The sequence below is a fragment of the Inquilinus sp. YAF38 genome, assembly GCF_052113205.1.
GTDB lineage: Bacteria > Pseudomonadota > Alphaproteobacteria > DSM-16000 > Inquilinaceae > Inquilinus.
This window is the reverse complement of record NZ_JBFRCU010000075.1, coordinates 21,157-39,582: the sequence shown is the minus strand read 5'-3', so window position 1 is coordinate 39,582 and position 18,426 is coordinate 21,157. Positions and strand designations below refer to the sequence as shown.

Annotated in this window: 21 protein-coding genes; 7 read left to right on the top strand and 14 right to left on the bottom strand. The window is 69.7% G+C overall.

The window, feature by feature from the left end; translation table 11 throughout:
* Window positions 1–175 precede the first annotated feature (175 nt).
* Window positions 176–487 carry a hypothetical protein gene (locus AB4Z01_RS26860; protein ID WP_441698934.1) on the top strand — a complete coding sequence of 104 codons (312 nt, stop codon included), beginning with the start codon at window positions 176–178 and terminating at the stop codon, window positions 485–487.
* A gap of 92 nt (window positions 488–579) precedes the next feature.
* Window positions 580–1,203 carry a hypothetical protein gene (locus AB4Z01_RS26855; protein WP_441698932.1) on the top strand — a complete coding sequence of 208 codons (624 nt, stop codon included), beginning with the start codon at window positions 580–582 and terminating at the stop codon, window positions 1,201–1,203.
* A gap of 357 nt (window positions 1,204–1,560) precedes the next feature.
* Here AB4Z01_RS26855 and hpnJ read toward each other — a convergent pair whose 3' ends face one another.
* From hpnJ to sugE, 9 genes are all read right to left on the bottom strand, one after another.
* On the bottom strand, window positions 1,561–2,988 hold the full coding sequence (gene hpnJ / locus AB4Z01_RS26850; protein WP_441698930.1) for a hopanoid biosynthesis associated radical SAM protein HpnJ: 1,428 nt from the start codon (window positions 2,986–2,988) through the stop codon (window positions 1,561–1,563).
* Window positions 2,985–4,133 carry a bacteriohopanetetrol glucosamine biosynthesis glycosyltransferase HpnI gene (gene hpnI, locus AB4Z01_RS26845; RefSeq protein ID WP_441698928.1) on the bottom strand — a complete coding sequence of 383 codons (1,149 nt, stop codon included), beginning with the start codon at window positions 4,131–4,133 and terminating at the stop codon, window positions 2,985–2,987. The genes hpnJ and hpnI overlap by 4 nt, the downstream gene beginning before the upstream one ends.
* 493 nt (window positions 4,134–4,626) lie before the next feature.
* A complete protein-coding gene (locus AB4Z01_RS26840; protein WP_441698927.1) occupies window positions 4,627–5,088 on the bottom strand; it encodes a PRC-barrel domain-containing protein in 462 nt (153 codons plus the stop codon).
* A 105-nt stretch (window positions 5,089–5,193) separates the two neighbouring features.
* Window positions 5,194–5,901, bottom strand: a complete 708-nt coding sequence (locus AB4Z01_RS26835; protein ID WP_441698926.1) for a lysozyme inhibitor LprI family protein — start codon at window positions 5,899–5,901, stop codon at window positions 5,194–5,196.
* A complete protein-coding gene (locus AB4Z01_RS26830; RefSeq protein ID WP_441698925.1) occupies window positions 5,898–6,641 on the bottom strand; it encodes a lysozyme inhibitor LprI family protein in 744 nt (247 codons plus the stop codon). The genes AB4Z01_RS26835 and AB4Z01_RS26830 overlap by 4 nt, the downstream gene beginning before the upstream one ends.
* 16 nt (window positions 6,642–6,657) lie before the next feature.
* Window positions 6,658–7,356, bottom strand: a complete 699-nt coding sequence (locus tag AB4Z01_RS26825) for a class II aldolase/adducin family protein (protein ID WP_441698924.1) — start codon at window positions 7,354–7,356, stop codon at window positions 6,658–6,660.
* 44 nt (window positions 7,357–7,400) lie between these two features.
* Complete coding sequence (locus AB4Z01_RS26820; RefSeq protein ID WP_441698923.1) at window positions 7,401–8,792, bottom strand: FGGY-family carbohydrate kinase; 1,392 nt, start codon at window positions 8,790–8,792, stop codon at window positions 7,401–7,403.
* A 7-nt stretch (window positions 8,793–8,799) separates the two neighbouring features.
* Window positions 8,800–9,846, bottom strand: a complete 1,047-nt coding sequence (gene pseI, locus AB4Z01_RS26815) for a pseudaminic acid synthase (RefSeq protein WP_441698922.1) — start codon at window positions 9,844–9,846, stop codon at window positions 8,800–8,802.
* A 73-nt stretch (window positions 9,847–9,919) separates the two neighbouring features.
* Entirely contained in the window at window positions 9,920–10,240 is a 321-nt protein-coding gene (gene sugE / locus AB4Z01_RS26810; protein WP_441698921.1) for a quaternary ammonium compound efflux SMR transporter SugE, read from the bottom strand.
* A 116-nt stretch (window positions 10,241–10,356) separates the two neighbouring features.
* Here sugE and AB4Z01_RS26805 point away from each other — a divergent pair, with 116 nt between their 5' ends.
* A complete protein-coding gene (locus AB4Z01_RS26805; RefSeq protein WP_441698920.1) occupies window positions 10,357–10,980 on the top strand; it encodes a hypothetical protein in 624 nt (207 codons plus the stop codon).
* Here the strand turns inward: AB4Z01_RS26805 and AB4Z01_RS26800 are convergent.
* Entirely contained in the window at window positions 10,977–11,456 is a 480-nt protein-coding gene (locus tag AB4Z01_RS26800; RefSeq protein WP_441698919.1) for a MarR family winged helix-turn-helix transcriptional regulator, read from the bottom strand. The two genes, AB4Z01_RS26805 and AB4Z01_RS26800, sit on opposite strands and share 4 nt — an antisense overlap.
* Window positions 11,457–11,524: 68 nt before the next feature.
* Between AB4Z01_RS26800 and AB4Z01_RS26795 the strand changes: the two genes are divergently transcribed.
* The 4 genes from AB4Z01_RS26795 to AB4Z01_RS26780 all read left to right on the top strand — a co-directional run bounded on the left by AB4Z01_RS26795 (window position 11,525) and on the right by AB4Z01_RS26780 (window position 14,604).
* Window positions 11,525–11,971 carry a GNAT family N-acetyltransferase gene (locus tag AB4Z01_RS26795; protein ID WP_441698918.1) on the top strand — a complete coding sequence of 149 codons (447 nt, stop codon included), beginning with the start codon at window positions 11,525–11,527 and terminating at the stop codon, window positions 11,969–11,971.
* Between the two features lie 14 nt (window positions 11,972–11,985).
* On the top strand, window positions 11,986–12,717 hold the full coding sequence (locus AB4Z01_RS26790) for an NAD-dependent epimerase/dehydratase family protein (RefSeq protein ID WP_441698917.1): 732 nt from the start codon (window positions 11,986–11,988) through the stop codon (window positions 12,715–12,717).
* Window positions 12,718–12,734: 17 nt separating this feature from the next.
* Window positions 12,735–13,247: a cupin domain-containing protein gene (locus AB4Z01_RS26785; RefSeq protein ID WP_441698916.1), complete on the top strand. Its 513-nt coding sequence runs from the start codon at window positions 12,735–12,737 to the stop codon at window positions 13,245–13,247.
* Between the two features lie 163 nt (window positions 13,248–13,410).
* Window positions 13,411–14,604, top strand: a complete 1,194-nt coding sequence (locus tag AB4Z01_RS26780) for an MFS transporter (protein ID WP_441698915.1) — start codon at window positions 13,411–13,413, stop codon at window positions 14,602–14,604.
* Window positions 14,605–14,619: 15 nt separating this feature from the next.
* Here the strand turns inward: AB4Z01_RS26780 and AB4Z01_RS26775 are convergent, their stop codons facing one another.
* The 4 genes from AB4Z01_RS26775 to AB4Z01_RS26760 are packed head-to-tail and all read right to left on the bottom strand — an operon-like array spanning window position 14,620 to window position 18,301.
* A complete protein-coding gene (locus tag AB4Z01_RS26775) occupies window positions 14,620–15,306 on the bottom strand; it encodes a response regulator transcription factor (RefSeq protein WP_441698914.1) in 687 nt (228 codons plus the stop codon).
* On the bottom strand, window positions 15,296–15,664 hold the full coding sequence (locus tag AB4Z01_RS26770; protein ID WP_441698913.1) for a response regulator: 369 nt from the start codon (window positions 15,662–15,664) through the stop codon (window positions 15,296–15,298). The genes AB4Z01_RS26775 and AB4Z01_RS26770 overlap by 11 nt, the downstream gene beginning before the upstream one ends.
* A gap of 7 nt (window positions 15,665–15,671) precedes the next feature.
* On the bottom strand, window positions 15,672–16,328 hold the full coding sequence (locus AB4Z01_RS26765) for a response regulator transcription factor (protein ID WP_441698912.1): 657 nt from the start codon (window positions 16,326–16,328) through the stop codon (window positions 15,672–15,674).
* On the bottom strand, window positions 16,325–18,301 hold the full coding sequence (locus tag AB4Z01_RS26760; RefSeq protein WP_441698911.1) for a PAS domain-containing protein: 1,977 nt from the start codon (window positions 18,299–18,301) through the stop codon (window positions 16,325–16,327). Before AB4Z01_RS26760 ends, AB4Z01_RS26765 begins: the two co-directional genes overlap by 4 nt.
* Window positions 18,302–18,426 lie beyond the last annotated feature (125 nt).

Genomic DNA, 18,426 nt, shown 5'->3' with positions numbered 1-18,426 from the left:
GGGCTGGCCCGGGCCTCGACAAAGGACCCTCACCCGGAGCCGCTTCGCGTCTCTGACCTCTCCTGTAAACGGGAGAGGCAACGCGTTCATCCGATCGACGATTGCGCCGATTGCAAAGGCTTTCATTCCCCGCCTCTGCTAAGACTTCCGCATCGCTGCCGCCCGCGGATCGTCCATGACCAGCCTCGCCCTCGGCGCCGACCGGATCGGGGTCGGCATCGCCTGCGCCGTCGCCGGCTTCTCGGCCGGCGACGCGATCTCGAAATGGTTGATCGGCAGTCGCGGCATCACCGCTTTCGAGCTGTTCTTCTTCTTCGGCCTGTTCGCCCTGCCGGTCGCCGCCGGCCATCTGTACGGGCTGGTGCTGTTCGGCGACACCATCGACGCCGTCACCATGGCTGGCGCCGCGGTGGTGATCGGCAGCGGCCTCACCATCCTGTGGCGCGAGACCCGCCGCCGCTCCGGCGCCATGCTCGACCTCGGCTAGCTTGCCGCCGGGCCCTGGCGGGATCGGACCCATCCCGCTGTAAACACATTGTTTGGTTGTATTAATCTCTGATCACGTTCATGCTATGTTCCATGAACAAGGCGCAGACCGATTCGGCCACCGAGGCCTCGGCCGCTCCGCAGGAGGAGCGGGCGGCGGATCTGTGCGTGGTGGCGGAGCTGGTCGAGATCCAGATGTCGATCGCCCGGGCGACGCAGCAGGAGGCGCTGCAGGCGCCGCAGCCCGGCGTCGACTATTGCCAGCGGATCGCCACCGTCTCGCGTGCCGTGCGGCTGACCCTGCTGCTCAAGGACAAGCTGTCGCGGCAGGTCGAGGAGCGGCGCAAGGCCGCGGCGCAGCGCGAGTCGGCGCAGGAGGACTGGCACGAGCTGCGGGTCAGGCTGGCGATGATGGCGGCCGCCTCTGAGGTGTCCGAGGATGAGGAGGAGGCCGACCGCCGCGCCGACGAGGTGTGCGAGCGGCTGGAGCGGCCGGAGGTGGCGGAGCTGGTGGAAGCCAGCCGGGCCGAGGTCGCGGTGGCGGCGCTGTGCCGGCGCTGGGGCTATCCGGTGCAGGTGAAGCAGTGGCTGGAGATGGCCGACGAGGCCCTGGAAGAGCTGGGCTTCATTCCGCCGGAGGACGGCGAGGATGATGAGGATCCGCCCGAGCCCCGCTCGGCTGCTCCCGGCCGCCGCAAGCCGCCGGACACGGGCTGACCGCGTAGGTTGGGTTCGCGCTTTGCGAACCCAACATGCCGCCGCCCTCGCGGCCCCCGATCCTGTTGGGTTCGCTGCCGCGAACCCAACCTACGACACCGATTTGCGCAGCCTTCCACACTCCCCCTCCCCTTGCGGGAGGGGGTTGGGGGAGGGGTCTGCGCGCGTCCGCGCGCGAATGCGCCGGGAACAGGCCTCATCATCGGCCGAAGCGTCAGAGTTCAGGCCGGCCTCGACGGCGACACCCCCTCCTCCTGCCCCCTCCCGCGAGGGGAGAGGGAGAGCAGAAGAAGCGGATCGGCTCGAATGGCGGTATTCCGAAGAGATCTCGCCCCGCGGGACGTGCGCTCCTCCGCTTCAGGCCGCCTTGCGCTCCTTGAGGAACCGGAAGAACTCCACGCCCTCGCGCAGGCGGCGCTTCATCATCTCCGGGCTGCGCACCATCTCGCCGACGATCGAGGCGATCTTCGGGGCGCGGAAGTAGAAGCGCCGGTAGAAATCCTCCACCGAGTGGAAGATCTCGCCATGGCTCAGATGCGGGTAGTGCAGCGGCGCGATCTGCACGCCCTTCTCGTCCACCAGCTCGGCATTGGCCTCATCGAGCCAGCCATTCTCCACCGCCTGGTTGTACAGGAAGGTGCCCGGATAGGGCGCCGCCAGCGACACCTGGATGGTGTGCGGGTTGATCTTGGTGGCGAAGCGGATGGTCTCCTGGATCGTCTCCTTCGTCTCGCCCGGCAGGCCGAGGATGAAGGTGCCGTGGATCTGGATCCCGAGCTCGTGGCAGTCCTTGGTGAACTTCTCCGCGACCTCGATCCGCATGCCCTTCTTGATGTTGAACAGGATCTGCTGGTTGCCGGATTCATAGCCGACCAGGAGGAGGCGCAGGCCGTTGTCGCGCATCACCTTCAGGGTCTCGCGCGGCACGTTGGCCTTGGCGTTGCACGACCAGGTGATGCCGAGCTTGCCGAGCTCGCGGGCGATCGCCTCGGCCCGCGGCAGGTCGTCGGTGAAGGTGTCGTCGTCGAAGAAGAACTCGCGGATCTGCGGCATCGTCTGCTTCGCCCAACGGATCTCGTCGATCACATGGCCGACGCTGCGGGTGCGGTAGCGGTGCCCGCCCACGGTCTGCGGCCACAGGCAGAAGGTGCAGCGCGACTTGCAGCCGCGGCCGGTGTAGATCGACAGGTACGGGTGCTTCAGATAACCGATGAAATAGTCCTCGATCACCAGGTCGCGGTGGTAGACCGGGCTGACGAAGGGCAGCGAATCCATGTTCTCGAGGATCGCGCGCTCGGGGTTGTGGACCACCACGCCGTCGGCATTGCGATAGGTCAGGCCGTCGATCTTCGACAGGTCGCGGCCGTCGGCCACTTCCTTGATGGTGAAGTCGAACTCGTTGCGGGCGACGAAGTCGATCAGCGGCGACCCGGCCATGCTGCCGTTCGGGTCGACCGCCACCTTGGCGCCGACCAGGCCGGCCTTCAGGTTCGGGTTCGCCGCCTTCAGCGCCTCGATCATCTTCACGTCGGAGGCGAAGGACGGGGTCGAGGTGTGCAGGACGGCGAGGTCGTAATCCTTGGCCTGCGCCGCGACCGCGGCCGGGCTGGTGCGCGACGGCGGGCCGTCGATCAGCTTCGAGCCCTCGACCAGCGCCGCCGGCTGGGCCAGCCAGGTCGGGTACCAGAAGGACTTGATCTCGCGCTTGGCCTGGTAGCGTGACCCGGCGCCGCCGTCGAAACCGTCGAAGGAGGGCGCCTGCAGGAACAACGTCTTCATCGTCATGGGGAGGGTGGCCTTCGATCCGTCACCAAGGTGCCGTCTGGTACGAGTTGATACAGATGGCCCCGCCAGCTCACGCCGGAGCCGAGATAGCTCACGACGAAAACCGCGAAGGCCAGCAGGTCGCGCGCCGGAATCAACCAGTAGGGGCGCGGCGGCAGAGAGTAGGCGCGTTCGAACCGGATGCACAAGACGATCCGGCCGAGCAGCGCCAGCCCGGCCACGGCCAAAGCGGGCCAGCCGCCGCCCAGGGCCCAGGCGATCAGGGCCAGGGGCAGGGGGTGGGTGACCAGCGATCCGGCATAGCCGAGCGGGTCGATGCTCTTGATGGTGCGGGCCCAGCGCAGCTCATGCGACCACAGGCTGGCGGCCGAGGCCTCGCTGCAGAGATGGCCGATCAGCTGGGTGGAGACCGCGACCTTGCGGCCGGCGGCCCACACCGCGGCGCCGATGGCGTGATCCTCGGCCAGCAGGTCGGCGAAGGCCTTCAGCCCGCCGATCTCGGCCAGCATGTCGCGGGTCAGCACGATGGTGGTGCCGATGCAGGGCCGCGCCAGGCGCAGGCCCAGCCCGACGATCACGCTGGGGGTGAAATGCGTGTCCATGCCCAGGCCGATCAGCCGCGACCATACGCCGCCGGTCGGCACCCCGTGATACAGGCAGGTGACGCAGCCGACTCCGGGGGCCTGCAGCTCCGCCACCATCTGCCGCAGATGGTCGGCCGGCACCCGCACGTCGCTGTCGGAGAACACCACGACCTCATGGCGGATCCGCTCCGCCATGTTGATCAGGTTGGAGACCTTCCGGTTCGATCCGTGCCGGCGCGGATCGACCACCAGCTCCAGCACCGCCTGCGGAAAGGCGCGGCGCAGCTGCTCCACCACCGCCACTGCCGGGTCGCGCGGGTCGGCGACGCCGAGCAGGATCTGCACCGGTCCAGGATAGTCCTGGGCGCAGAACGAGGCCAGGTTCTCGAACAGCCCCGGCTCGACGCCGTGCAGCGGCTTGATCACGGTGATCGACGGGAAGGCGCCGGGCTCTGGGGCGCGCCGGCGGGAATGGCGGCCGGTCAGCAGGATCGCGGCGCCCAGGTAGAAGCACCCGAACACCGCCAGGACCAGGACCGCGATCGCCAGGACATGCACCATACGTTCCGTGCCCGCGCTTGCCGCCCATCCGGACTCGGGACAGGCCGCCATCGTCCGGGAAGGACGATGCGCAAGCTAGGCGGCCGGGCCGATTTAGGGAAACCCAAAATTGCCACAGTCGTAAGACGGGCTTCGGACGGACGTCGGCGGCAGAGCGCCTTGCCTTTACCGCGAGTGGACCTTTTCAGAATCCAGCCACCCGGCTCGACCTATGCCTTCAATCCTCCCCCTCCCCTTGCGGGAGGGGGGCAGGGGGAGGGGTCTGCGCGCGTCGGCGCGCATGGGCAATGACAGAAATCGCCATCCGTGCCGGTCCTCCGACGATCCAGGCCGGCTCGAGCCGAGAGACCCCCTCCCCCTACCCCCTCCCGCGGGGGGAGGGGGAGAGTGGAAGTACGCGTCGGTTCAAGTGATCGAATTCCGAAAAGATCCCGCAAGCGGGAGAGGCAACGCGAACCATCCCTTGGAGGGTAAGGAAGGCCGTCGACCCGGCTTAGTTGGTGGCGACCTTGTAATCCGGCAGCGCGCCGAGGTCGCCCTTGAAGACGAAGGCCGGGCGGCCCTTCAGCAGCACCGGCTCAAGCTGGGCGTAATCGGCCGCGACCAGCCGGCCGCCGACGCCCAGCGTGCCGCCGATGCGGATGATCGCCAGCAGCACCTGGCCGTTCGGCGCGATCACGAAATCGGCGACCTCGCCGATCGGGCGCTGCGCCGAATCGAGCACGTCGGACCGGATCAGCCGGGTCGCCAGCGAGCCATGGGTCGGGTCCTGCGGGTTGGCGATGGCCTCGTCGATCGCCTTGGCGGTGTCCTCATAGCCCTGCTGCACGCGGCGGCCGGCCTGGTCCAGCGCCTTGCCGGCCTGGCCCAGCAGCTCCTGCATGTCCTGGGCGGAAGCCGGGCCGGCCAGCAGGAGGGCGGCGGCGACGGTCACGGGCAGGCGGAATGAACGCATGACTTTTCTCCAGTCTCGCGGTCGCGGATGTGCGGACCGAGATAAGGGTCGGAGGCGGGAAGTTGTTCCTCAAATGCGGCGGGAACCAGGGCGTTCGCTGCGCCGTCACTCCGGCGCGGAGCTGCCCTCCAGCCAGTCGATCCGGTCCATCGCGCGATCGGCCAGGCAGCGGCTGCGCGCGGCCTCGCCCGCCAGCCGCCCCGCCACCACGCAGTCGCTCTCGGCGAAGCGGGACCATTGCTGCTGCGCCGGCAGGAAGGCCTTGCGCCATTGGGCGGCGCCGGCATCGTCGACCGGCGGGTTGTCGGCCAGCTCGGCCGCGAAGGCCTGCAGCTTGCCGGCGTAGATCCGGTGCAGGGTCTCGAACGGGTCGTCCGGATCCAGCGCGCCGTTGTCGTAATCGGACAGCGGCAGCACCGATTCGGGGTCGTGGTTATAGAAGCCGTTGTAGTCGACCCGCAGGCTGACCCGCCGCTCGCCCGTGGCGGCCGACGGCCAGGTCAGCAGCAGGAAGCTGTCGGTGCCGCGGGTCTCCAGGATGCGATAGGCATAGCGGACGACCGGCGCGCTGTTCTCGGCGATGGTCACGGCATAGCAGCCGGACGCGGCCTCGCCGATCCCGGGCTGGCCGCTGTCGCACTGCCCCTCCGGGCGCAGCACGCCGACGCCGCTGTCGTCGACCAGGCGCAGCAGCACATCGGTCCGGTCCGGCGCCAGCTTCGCCGACAGCACCTCCAGCGTCAGCACCTGCTCCGCCCGCGCCGGCGGGGCCGGGAGGAGGAGCACGGCCAGCAGGGCCGCAACCCGCCTCATGGCATGGCCTCGGCCAGGCTGCGCTTCAGCGCCGCCAGCTGGTCAAGCCGCACCACCGTGTGCAGCGTCCGGCACTGGTCCGCCTCCTCCGGCGTCGGCGACAGGGGCGCCGCGCAATCGGCCTGCTTGAGCGCGACCCAGTCCCGCTCGGCCTGGACGATCAGCCGGCGCAGCTCGGCGTCGTCCGCCACCTTCGGGCTCGAGGTCAGCCCGTCATAGATCGCGTTCAGCCGCCGGTCCTGGAAGGCGTAGAGCGGCGCCCAGGGGTTGTCCGGGTCGGCGAAGGCGTCGCCGGGGATACCCTCCATGGCGACCTCCGCCGGGTGGTTGCGTACCACCTCGTCCCCCAGCTTGAAGGAGATGTCGATCCGCAGCGTCCGGGCGACGGGGCTCTCGACCGGCGTGCGGTAACGCAGCGCCAGGGTGGCGGTGGTGCCGCGGTTGAGCATCAGGTCGTAGGACAGCCCGCCGACGGGCTTGCCGTTCTCGGTCACCGCGATCCTGTAGCAGCCGGTCTCCTGCGGGTCGTCGGTGCGGGCATAGCCGCCGCCGTCGCAGCCTTCCGCATCGATCGGCAGGGCGCTCGGGTCCAGCCCGTCGCCGGTGACCATCAGCACCAGGGCGACGTCGTTCTGCGGGCCGGTCCGCGCCGCGATCACCTGGGCGTCGAGCGACGGTACCTCGGCCGCGGCGGCCAGCGCCGGCCAGACCAGGGCCAGCGCGACGGCGGCGGCTTTCATGGCGTCCGATCGCGCCTCAAGCCACGCTGCGGGGGCGCGGGGTGTCGCTGACACCGTCGATATCCGGCGCCTGGCCGTAGCTCATGCGGCGCATCTGCTCGATCACCTGGGCCATCTGGGCCTCGGTCAGCCGCGGCGGCTCGCCGATCGCCAGGGCATGGACATACATCCTGGCCAGCACCTCGACCTCGGTGGCCCGCCACAGCGCCTGGGCGAAGCTGTCCGCCAGCACGATCAGCCCGTGATGGCCGAGCAGGCAGGCGGTGCGGCCCTCCAGCGCCGTCAGGGCGTAATCCGACAGCTCCTGCGTGCCGAAGCAGGCATAGGGCGAGCAGCGGATGTCGATGCCGCCGGCCACCGCCACCATGTAGTGGAAGCAGGGGATGCCCTTCTCATGCACCGCCAGCGTGGTCGAGAACACCGAATGGGTGTGCAGCACGACGTTGACGTCGGTGCGGTTCCTGAGGATGTCGCGGTGGAAGCGCCACTCCGAGGACGGCATGCGCCGGCCCTCATAGCTGGCGTCGAAGGCCATCTCGACGATGTCCTCGGGCTGCATCTGAGCGTAGGGCAGGCTGGTCGGGGTGACCAGCATGCCGCCCTCGATCCGGTGCGACACGTTGCCGGAGGTGCCCTGGTTCAGCCCGCTGGCGTTCATCTCGCGGCAGGTGTCGATGATGCCTTGCCGCAGGGCGAGATGGGTGAGCGCGGACATCGGGGTTTCCTCAGGCTTGTTGGTGGGCGGCGATTACGTCCGATCTATAGCGCCGGGACGCTTGGCGCGCCAGCCAGCGCCCGCCAGCGCTCGGCATAGGCGGCGAGGCCGGGCAGGGTGAGCGCGGTCGCGGGCTGCAGCGGCACGGCAGGCACGGGTCGGCCTCGGTTGCGGGCCCACAGCAGCGCCGCGCCGATGGCGCTGCCGTCCGATTCCGCCGAGGTCTCGACCCGGTCGCCCGGCCGCAGCGCCGCCAGCAGCGGCGCGAAGATCGGGTTGGCGGCGACCCCGCCATCGACGATCACCCGGCCGCGCGCCTGCAGCAGGTCGAGCGCGGTGGCGCAGCTCAGCGCTGTGTACAGCGTCGCCAGCGCGGCGCGGCCGGCAGGCCCGGACGGCACCGGTCCGGTGATCTCGCCGCGCCCGGCCCGGCCGGGGAACAGCCCGTCGCCCTCGGCGAAGCCCGGCAGCGCCATGGTGCCGGCAGCGACGAGGGCGGCGAGGTCGTCCGGCGTTGCCTCGACGGGATCCGGGCCGGCGATCCGCTCCCACTCCCGCCCGCCCATATGCAGGGTGCAGCCGATCGGCCGGCCGTCGACATCGACATTCGCGACCATGCCGCGGCGCTGGTCCAGCCGGTCCAGCGGCAGCCCCGGCCGGAAGCCGATGATCCAGGTCCCGGTCGACAGCAGCGGCACGTCGCCCAGCCCGGCGGCCAGGAAGCGGTGGTAGTTGGCGTTGCTGTCATGCACGCCGCACAACAGGGCCAGGTCGGGCGGCAGGCCGTGCGTCGTTGCCAGGTCCGGCCGGATCGTGCCCAGCACGTCCCAGGCGTTGCGGCGCGGCGGGATCAGCCGGTCCCAGCCACGGCGCCGGACGATGCCGGTGAAGCCGCCCGCCGCCGGGTTCCACAGATGGGTCTGCGCGGCCAGGGTGGTGATCTCGCTGGCCGGCACGCCGCCCAGCCGCCAGGCGAAGTATTGCGGCAGGGTCATCAGCCAGCGGGCGCGGGCGAAGCCGTCCGGGATGTCGCGCTCCAGCCACAGCATCTGCTTGGCCAGGCGATGCGCGCCGGGATCGACCAGGCAGCCGGTCTCGGCGAAGTCGGGCCCCTCGGCGGCATAGGCGTCGTCCAGCCAGCCGGGCGCCGCGGCCTCGTAATCCATCATCGGCAGCACCGGCCCGTCGTCGTCGACCAGCACGCCGCTGGTGCCGTAACCGGTGGCGACGAAGGCGGCCAGGCGATGGCGGCGGGCCAGGTCGCCCAGCGCGCCCAGCAGCCATGCCTCGATCGCCGCCAGGTCGACATGCAGATAGGGCGGCCCGGGCCGCGACAGGTTGCGGGTGCGCACCGCCTCCAGCACCTCGCCCTCCGGCGTGGCCGCGAGCAGCTTCAGATTGGTCTTGCCGACATCGAGCACCGCGACGACGGACATGCGCTTGCTATTCCACCATCGACCAGGCGAAGGGTTCGCCGCGGGCGAGGTCGCGGCTGGCGCGGCGGCCCAGCACCTCCGGCAGGTGCTTCGGCGCCAGGCCATAGCCCGGGCGGATCGACCGGACATTGGCCTCGGTCAGCGTCTGGCCGGCCCGGACGTTCTCGGTGACGTAGAGCGACCGGCGATAGACGATGTTGCCGGCCTCGGAGCCCTTGAGGTCGTAGCGGATGCGGCCCAGCGCGGCCCAGGCGCCCTTGCAGTCCTCGACCAGCCGGGTGAACTCCGCCGGCTCCAGCGAGAAGGCCGAATCCGGGCCGCCGTCGGCGCGGGCCAGGGTGAAGTGCTTCTCGATCACCGACCCGCCCAGCGCCACGGCGGTGACCGAGGCGGCGGTGCCCATGGTGTGGTCGGATAGGCCGCTGATCACGCCGAAGGTCTCGGCCAGGTTCGGGATGGTGCGCAGGTTGGCGTCCTCCATCGGCGCCGGATAGGCGCTGATGCAGTGCAGCACCACCAGCCCGTCGGCACCGCCCTTACGCGCCGTGTTGATCACCTCCTGGATCTCGCCGAGATTGGCCAGGCCGGTGGAGATGATCATCGGCTTCCGTTTGCTGGCGATGTACTCGACCAGCGGCAGGTCCACCACCTCGAAGGACGCGACCTTGTAGGCCGGGGCGCCCAGCCCCTCCAGCAGGTCGACCGCGGTCTTGTCGAAGGGGCTGGAGAACACGGTGATGCCGAGCTCGCGCCCCTTGGCGAACAGCGCCGCGTGCCAGTCCCAGGGGGTCGACGCCTCCCGGTACAGGTCGTACAGGCGCTGGCCGTCCCACAGCCCGCCCTTGATCCGGAACTGGTCGCCGTCATGGTCCAGGGTGATGGTGTCGGCGGTGTAGGTCTGCAGCTTGACCGCGTCGGCGCCGGTGTTTTTCGCTGCCTCGATCATCCGCAGCGCCCGGGCCAGCTCGCCATTGTGGTTGCCCGACAGCTCGCAGATCACATAGGGCGGGTGGTCGGGGCCGATCCGGCGGCCGGCGATGGAAATCTCCTGCATGCGGGCGACCCCGGTATGGCTTGCTGAAACGGCGCCAGTTGAGCCTAGGCGGGTCCGAAGGTCCAGTCCCTCGTCAGTGCGGCGTCACCAGCTTCAGCCCGATGATCCCGGCGACGATCAGGCCGATGCAGGCCAGCCGGGCGAGATCGGCCGATTCGCCGAACAGATAGATGCCGAGGATGGCGGTGCCGACCGCGCCGACCCCGGTCCAGACCGCATAGGCGGTGCCGATCGGCAGGTCCCTCAGCGCCAGGCCCAGCAGCACCAGGCTGACGATCATCGCCGCCGCAGTGCCAACGCTGGGCCACAGGCGCGAGAAGCCTTCGGTGTATTTCAGGCCGATCGCCCAGCCGATCTCGAACACCCCGGCGATGATCAGGATCACCCAAGCCATGACGGCAACTCCTTGAAGATCGGGGTGTCGGGCATGCTCATGGCCGGGACCATGCCGACCGGTCGGTATCGTCGCAATCCGCTGGCGAGGCATGGCGGCCATGCCATGATGCCGTCATGGCCCACCGCAACCGCGTCACGCCCTTCGGCGAGATCGTCGCCGACCCCGCCCGCGGCACCATGCTGGGCAATCGCGGCGTGATCCACGATGCGGCGGGCCGCATCCGCCGGCCGTGGTCGACCACGCGCTGGATCTGCTGCCGGCTGGCGTTCAAGGATCGCTGGCGGCCGGTGATGCAGCCGAACCGCTGGACCCATCTGTTCTTCCTGGACGAGGCGGTGGCGATCGCCGCCGGCCACCGGCCCTGCGCCGAATGCCGGCGGGAGGCCTACAATACCTGGCGCGCCGCCTGGATGCGGGCGCAGGGCCTGGCCGATCCACCGCGGGCCGAGGCGATGGATGCCGTCCTGCACCCTGCCCGGATCGACCCCGCCACCCGCCGCCAACGCGTGGTGCCGCACCCGGCGGCGAACCTGCCGGACGGGGCGATGGTGACGCTGCCCGACGATCCCGGCGGTGCCTGGCTGGTGCTGGGCGATGGGCTGCGCCGCTGGTCGCCCTCGGGCTATCGCGAGGGCCGGGCGCGGCCTTCCGGCCAAGTCGGCCTGCTGACGCCGCTGCCCAGCGTCGCCGTCCTCGCCGCCGGCTACCGGCCGCAGGTGCATCCGTCGGCCGCTTAGTCCGGCTCCCCACCCTCAGCCGCCACCGCGGCGAGCCAGCGGCGGATCACGGCCTCCTCCTCCGGCGACAGCCCGGTGGCCAGGGCCCGCTCCAGCACCTGCACGCGTTCGCGGCAGCGGGCCAGCAGCGCCTGGCCGCTTTCGGTGATCTCCAGGGTCTGGATCCGGCCATGCACCGGGTGCGGCCGCCGCGCCACCGACCCGGCACGCTCCAGATTGGCGACGATGACGCTGACCGTCTGCGGCGTCAGCAGGGTCAGCCGCGCCAGATCGGCGCCGGACAGGCCGGGATAGGCGGCGACCATGGTCATGATCGTGAATTGCGGCGGCGTCACCTCCAGATCGGCCAGCGCGCGCTCCATTCGCAGCCGGTAGGTGCCGCTGGCCTGGCGCAGCAGATAGCCGAAATACCCGGCCTCGCCCCGCTTGCCCTCGCCCGGACGCGGAATCGTCGGCCCGTCGCCGCGCTTGACCATAGTATCAGAGCTCTTATATGTTATTCGTGCTCTGATACTATCTCGACTCCCTGGAAAGGGCTATCGCCATGTCGGCCGATGCCGAAACCATCGATCTCCGCCTCGTCGAGGACGAGGCCGCCGTCGCCGCCTGCTGGCCGCTGATGCGGCAGCTGCGGCCGCATCTCGAGTCGGAGGCCGAATTCGTGGCGCGCTGGCGCTTCCAGGCCGCCGCCGGATACCGGCTGGTCGCGCTGTGGCGCAGCGCCGGGCCCGTCGCGCTGGCCGGCTTCCGGGTGCAGGAGAACTTGGTCTACGGCCCGCATCTCTATCTCGACGACCTGGTCACCGACGAGGCCGAGCGCAGCGGCGGCCACGGCGCCCGGCTGATGGACTGGCTGGCGGAGGAGGGGCGGGCCTTCGGCTGCGCCCGGCTGGTGCTCGACACGCCGCTGACCAACGTGCTCGGCCACCGCTTCTACTACCGCTGCGGCCTGCTCGCCGGCGCGCTGCGCTTCGGCCTGAAGCTGGCCTAGACGGGGAGGATACGATGCCGTCCAGGATCTTTCTCGCCGGCGCCGGCGGTGCCGTCGGCCGGCGACTGGTGCCGCTGTTGCGCGATGCCGGGCACCAGGTCTTCGGCACCACCCGCGACCCGGCCAAGGCTGAGGCGCTGCGCCGGCTCGGCGCCGAGCCGGTGGTGGTCGACGTGTTCGACGCCCAGGCTCTCTACCGCGCCGTCGCGGCAGCGCGGCCGGAGGTGGTGATTCACCAACTGACCGACCTGCCGCCCGGCCTCGACCCCGCGCGCATGGCGGAGGCCGCGCCGCGCAACGCCCGTATCCGCAGCGAGGGCACGCGCAACCTGGTCGCTGCGGCGCGGGAGGCGGGCGTGCGCCGGCTGATCGCCCAGAGCATCGCCTGGGTCTACCGGCCGGGCACGCCGCCCCACGCCGAGGACCATCCGCTCGACCGGTCGCCCGACAACCCGCGGCGGGTCAGCATCGACGGCGTGGTGGCGCTGGAGACGCAGGTGCTGCACACGCCGCCGCTCGAGGGCATCGTGCTGCGCTACGGCCAGTTCTACGGCCCGGGCACCGGCGCCGATGTGCCGCCGGGGCCGGGCGCGGTGCATGTCGACGCCGCGGCGCAGGCGGCGCTGCTGGCGGTCGACCGCGGCCGGCCGGGCATCTTCAATATCGCCGAGCCGGGCGGCCCGGCCCTGGTCGAAAAGGCGGTGCGCGAGCTCGGCTGGGACGCCGGGTTCCGCACCCCTGGCTGATCTCGTCGGAGGAAATCATGTCCGCTTTGCACCCCGGCCCGCAGCCGATGCGGCTGATGCTCCTGGTGGCCGGCGGCGCGGCCGTGGTCGCGTTGGCAGCGCTGTGGGGGAGCCGGCCGGTCGATGATCCCACCGCTCCGGCGATGCCGGCCCATGTCCACGCCCAAGCCGAAGCCGGTGCAGCACCCGGTACCCGGCCGGCGACGGTGGTGAAGCCGCTGTCCTGCGAGGCGCTGCCGAACGTGCCCGGCAAGTCGATCACCACCGTCACGGTCGACTTCCCGCCCGGTGCCTACACCCCGGCCCATCGCCATCCCGGCTCGGTCACCGCCTTCGTGATCAAGGGCGCGGTGCGGTCGCAGCTCGCCGGCGGCCCGCCGCAGACCTACGAGCCGGGCACCACCTGGTTCGAGCCGCCGGGAGCGCTGCACCTCTTCGCCGAGAACGCCAGCGCCAGCGAGCCGGCACAGATCCTCGCCGTCTTCGTCGCCGACGACAATTGCGGCCCGCTGGTGATCCCGGAGAAGTAGGCCGCCGGATGGCCGACTCCGAGTGCTGCAGGCAGTGCCGGACAGGGGCGGGTTTCGAGGTAGGATGGAGGTGGTGGGCAAGGCCCGACTCGTCGGGTGCCAGCGACAGAACCATCGGCCTATGCCGCGCTCCGCGCCGGCGAACAGGGAGCGCAGCCGAGCCATGACCGGAACCCCGCGCGATCCTTCGACGGCTCGCGATCCCGTGTCCCTTTTGGTTGGCGCGATCGCCGCGCAGGTGATCGGCGGGCTGGTCGCGCAGATGTCGCCCTTCATGATCGGCGGGTACATGGCCGGTCTCTCGCTGTCGGAACGCGACGCCGGCTTCGTCGCCTCCGTCGAGTTCCTCACCCTCGCCATCACGTCGATCGTCATCGCGCCCGCGCTGCCCCGGCTGTCCTATCGGCGTGTCGGCCTCGTCGCCGTGGCGCTGACGTTGCTCGCCCAGGGCGCATCGATCTTCAGCGCGTCGCTGGCGGCACTGGTCCTGCTGCGCGGACTCGCGGGCGTCGGCGAGGGCGCGCTGTGCGCCGTGTCGCTCTCGTTCGTCGCCTCCCGCTGCCGCAACCCGGACAAGGTCTATGGCTACTTCCAGGTCGTCTGGGCCTTGGGCAGTGTGCCGCTCTTCGCCGCCGGTGGCGAGCTCACCGCCGCCTATGTGCATCGCGGCATCTTGGCGCTGATTGCGGGCGTGACGCTCGCGCTCGCACCCCTCCTGCTGTTCATCCCGGACGGTCAAGCCAAACGCGACGAAACTGCGACGGACACGATGCAGGCTTCCCCGTCGCTCGGCCTCATGACGCTCGCGGCGATCGTCCTCAACCTGACCGCCTCTGCCGGGATCTACGCGTTCATCGCGCCACTCGGCGAGCGGGCCGGCCTCGACACAGGCGCGGTCGGCTATGCGATGACGCTGTCGTCGCTGGTCGGTCTCGCCGGCGCGGGAGCCGCCACTGCGCTCAATGTGCGCTGGGGGCGGGCGGCTCCAATTTCGGGGTTCAGCGTTGGCTCCATCGTGGTTGCGCTCGTTCTCTGCCTCTCGCACGACCCGACCGCCTACATCATCGCCCTCGTCGCATGGGGCGCCTTCTACTACTTCTCGATCCCCTATCTGTTCGGTCTCGCCGCCGCGCTCGACCGTAACGGGCGTTGGGCCGCCGCGGCGGGATCGGCCTATCTGCTCGGCTTCGCCGCTGGCCCCCTGGCCGCCGGCGCCGTGATCGGGGCAGCGGGCTACGCCGGCCTCGCCGCGGCCGGCATAGCCCTGACGGCCGCCGCCTGGGCGCTCGCCATGATCGTCAATCGGCGCCTGAGAGGAACGGCAGGCGCCGCGATCCCCACCGATGCTCGGGCCTGAAGCGGCCGGGCGAGCCTAGGTCTCCGTTCCCTCGCGCAGCTCGGCCGGCAGTGCCTCCCAGATGCGAACGAGCTCGCCGACGGATGCCAGCTGCATCTTGTGCATGACATTGCTGCGGTGGAGCTTGACGGTGACCTCGCTGATGCCGAGGTCGAACGCGATCTGCTTGTTCAGGCGCCCCAGCGCCACGGCGCACATCACCTGTCGCTCGCGCCGGGTCAGGGTCTTGTAGCGGTCGGCATGCCGCCGGGCGACCCGGGCCCTGGCGCGCTGTGTGGCATCGATCGCGATGCCCGCAAGCACGGCGTCCAGCAGGGTCTGGTCCCGCACCGGCTTGGTGAGGAAATCGACCGCGCCCGCCTTCATCGCCTGGACCGTCATCGGGATGTCGCCGTGACCGGTCAGGAAGATGATCGGTTTGGGGTTGCCGCTCTGGGTCAGGAGGTGCTGCAGGTCGAGGCCGCTGGCCCCCGGCATCCGCACATCGAGGATCATGCAGCCGGGGCTGTTCAAGACTTCGGCGTCGAGGAGCTCGCGGGTCGAGGCGAAGCAGGCCGGCCGAAGACCCGCCGACAGGATCAGCTCCGACAGCGCTTCCCGGACAGGCGCATGGTCGTCGACGATGATGACGAGCGGTTGCTCCGCCTCACTCCCTCGCTGCGGCGGTGCCGACCTCGCTGAGAGCGGCTGGTCAAGTTGCATGATCACCCTCCCTGTCTCGATTGCGCAAGGCATCGCCGACGGCCGCAAGCAGGGCCGTGGCGTCGAAGGGCTTGCGGAAGAACCCGCTGATGCCCTGGGCCCGGTCCTGATCCGCGATTTCGTGGCGGCCGGTGATCAGGAACACCGGCAGCTCCGGACGCACCTTGTTGACCAGGTCGCGAAGCTCGAAGCCGTCTACGCCAGGCATCCCGACATCGGCGATCAGCAGGTCCAGGCCCGACAGCCCGCCGATCAGCAGCGACCCCGCCGACGAGAATCCGCGGGCGACATAGCCCGCGGATTCCAGAAGCTCCTCCAGCGACTCCAGCAGCCTCGGATCGTCATCGACGATCGCCACGACGGATCTAGGCTCGCTCACGCTCAACTCCCCCGGCTCGGCGCGAATGCGTGACCGGTATGTCCAGCCTCTCCGCGATCCGCACGAGATCGGCGAGCGACGCCGCCGCCATTTTCTGCATCACGTTCCTTCTGTGGATCTGCAGCGTGACCTCGCTGATCCCCAGCTCGGCGGCGGCCTGCTTGTTGAGAAGACCGCTCACCACCAGGGGCAGCACCTCGCGTTCGCGCGGCGTCAGGTCGAGGTAGCGTTGCCGCAGCATGCCGAACTCGGCGCGCTGCGATCGCTGGTCCCGATCCTCGGCGATCGCCGCCTGGACCGCGGCCATCAGGTCCGCATCGCTGAAGGGCTTGGTCAGGAAATCCACGGCGCCGTGCTTGATCGCACGCACCGACGATGGAATGTCGCCATGTCCGGTGATGAAGACGATCGGCGGATGGACGTCGTGGGACAGCTGCTTCTGGAGGTCTAGGCCGTTGATGTCGGGCAGCTCGACATCGAGAATCAGGCACGCCGGCAGATCGGGCTTGGCATGGGCGACATAGTCCGCGGCGGCGGCGAAGGTCTCGGCCCGCCACCCCAGGGATTCCAGCAGCTCGCCGACCGCCTCGCGCACGCTGGCGTCGTCATCGACCACGAAGACGATTTCCTCGCGCGTGCTCATGGCGCCTCGCCCACCGTCAACGGGAGCGTGAAAGCGACGATCGCCCCGCGTGGCTCGCTGTTGGCGGTCCAGAGGCGGCCGCCATGCGATTCGATGATCGAACGGCAGATGGGCAGCCCCATGCCCATGCCATCCTGTTTGGTCGTGAAGAACGGCTCGAAGACGCGCTCGGGATCCTTGAAACCGGTTCCGGCGTCGCGAACCTCGACCCGGATCGCGTCGGCACCCTCGCGCAAGGAGCGGATCTGGAGCGCCCGCGCGCCGTCAGTCACGGCGTCCATCGCCTCGATCCCGTTCCGGATCAGGTTCACGAACACCTGCTGCACCTGCACGCGATCGAGCGCGACCGGCGGCAGATCAGGCTCGAGATCCGTCTTGATGCGGATGCCCCTCACTGCGATGTCGTCGGCCAGCAGCCGGCAAACCTCGCCGATCAGGCGGTTGACGTCTTCCGACGACCTGGCATGCGGCGCACGACGGAACAGGGCTCGGATGCGGCTGACGACATCCGCGGCCGCGTTGGCGTCGCGGGTGATGCGCTCGGCCGTGATCTTCGCGCGCTCGATGTTCGGGGGCTCGGCGGACAGCCAACGATGGCAGGCGTGGGAGTTGGCGACGATCGCGGCCAGTGGCTGGTTCACCTCATGCGCGATCGAGGCGGAAAGTTCGGCCAGGCTTGCGGCCTGCGTCGCCCGTGCGAGCTTGTCGGAGGCGCGCCGCAGCGCCTCTTCGGCGCGCACCTGATCATCGATGTCGTGGCAGAGGCCGAACCACTGGACGATGTGTCCGCTGTCATCCCGCAGCGGCTCGGCGCGACCCGACATCCAGCGATACACGCCATCCACGCGACGCATGCGATACTTCATGGAAAAGATCTCGCCGGTGGCGAGGCAGCGGCCGAACACGTCGTTCACCTCGGCCGTATCGTCCGGGTGGAACATTGTGGCCATCGCCACCTCCACCCGAATCTTGTCTGTCGTCTCCACACCGAGAAAGTCCGCCATGTGCTTGTTGAAGAAGGCCGTCTCGCCCTCCGGGGTCACGCGCCAGAGGTGGCTCGGTACCATGTCCACGAGCACCGAGAGCTCCTGCTCACGGTTGCGCAACGTCTCCTGCGCCCGCATCTCATCGTCGATATCGAGCGACACGCCGTACCATTGCACGATCGCTCCGCTTTGATCGCGCCGAGGCTCCACCCGGCACTCCGCCCAGCGATAGACGCCGTCTTTCTCGCGCCACCGAAACCGCATCACGCCGGCACCGCCGGTCTCGGCCGTATTCTGCAACGCGCGCATCACCTCCGGAGCGTCCTCGGGATGAACCAGCTCCTGCAGCAGCGTGTCGATGCGCGGCTCCTCGACATCCATAAGGTGCGGGACGACGGAGCGGAGATGATCCCGGTATCTCTTGTTGAGGTAGACCGGCCCGCCTGTGGACGTTGCGCTCCAGATCCGGATCGGCACGGCGTCCATCGTCTCCTCGAGCTGCTGCTTGCTCTGCCGCAGCGCTTCCTCCACCTGCACCTGGTCGTCGATGTCGTGACAAAGCCCGTACCACTGGACGATGCATCCGTCCTGATCCCGCATCGCTTCCGCGCGGCTCGACATCCAGCGATAAGCGCCATCGGCACGCCGCAGCCGATACCTCATGGCAAAGGGCTCGCCGGTCTGCAGGCAACAGCCGAGCGCGTCCGCGAACGCCGCCGCGTCGTCCGGATAAACGGCGGCCTCGATCATTGCCGCCAGCCGGGTCATCCCCGGCTTGTCGATGTCCGCCACGTCCAGTCCGATAAAATCCACCATGCGCTTGTTGAAGAAGGTCGGCTCGCCGTCGGGCCGCAGACGCCAGACATGGCTCGGGACCATGTCCACGAGGTGCGAGAGCTCCCGCTCCCGGTCGCGCAACGCCGCCACGGTCTGTTCGTAGACATCGATGTCGATCGCCAGGCCCTGCTGGGAAGGAACTGCCATCATGATCCGCTGCTCCCGCCGGACAATGAACGTCAGGGGCCGTCAACGCTCCGTCCAGCACGTGTCCCGGTTTCCGGACTGACGAGATCGCAACCCATTCTAATCTTGCCATAGCCACGGCCGCACCT